The 329-nt window shown below is 58.1% G+C and carries 1 protein-coding gene; it reads right to left on the reverse strand.

Translation table 11 applies throughout. The annotated features are described in order from the left end of the window. On the reverse strand, positions 1-329 hold a 329-nt coding region (locus tag B4U49_RS18960), incomplete at both ends, for a hypothetical protein (RefSeq protein WP_158078509.1).

The raw sequence follows: 329 nt of genomic DNA on the forward strand, positions 1-329 counted from the left end.
ATGTCATCGTTGTTGGTGGCATTAAGATTGGCGGTACCGGCCGCATCAATTGTCCCCAAGTCATAGAAATCTATGCCGCTACTGCTGACATAGCCACTCTCCATGGTCGGCGTGTCGATAGCTACGAGCTTGTCGTTGTCGCCTTCGCCATGCACCTCGGAAAGCCCGGAAAGGTTGAGACCGGCAACCGCCAGCGCACCTGAACCGCTGACCGCGAAAACTTCCGCATTGTCAGTTGCGGTCAGGTTGGCAAGGATTGCGGAATTCAGAGCCTCGAAGGTCAGAGAGCCCGCGACCTGCAGTTCGCCGTCGGTGCCGGTCAGGGCCAG

It is taken from the genome of Microbulbifer mangrovi (assembly GCF_002009015.1).
GTDB classification, from domain to species: Bacteria; Pseudomonadota; Gammaproteobacteria; order Pseudomonadales; family Cellvibrionaceae; genus Microbulbifer; species Microbulbifer mangrovi.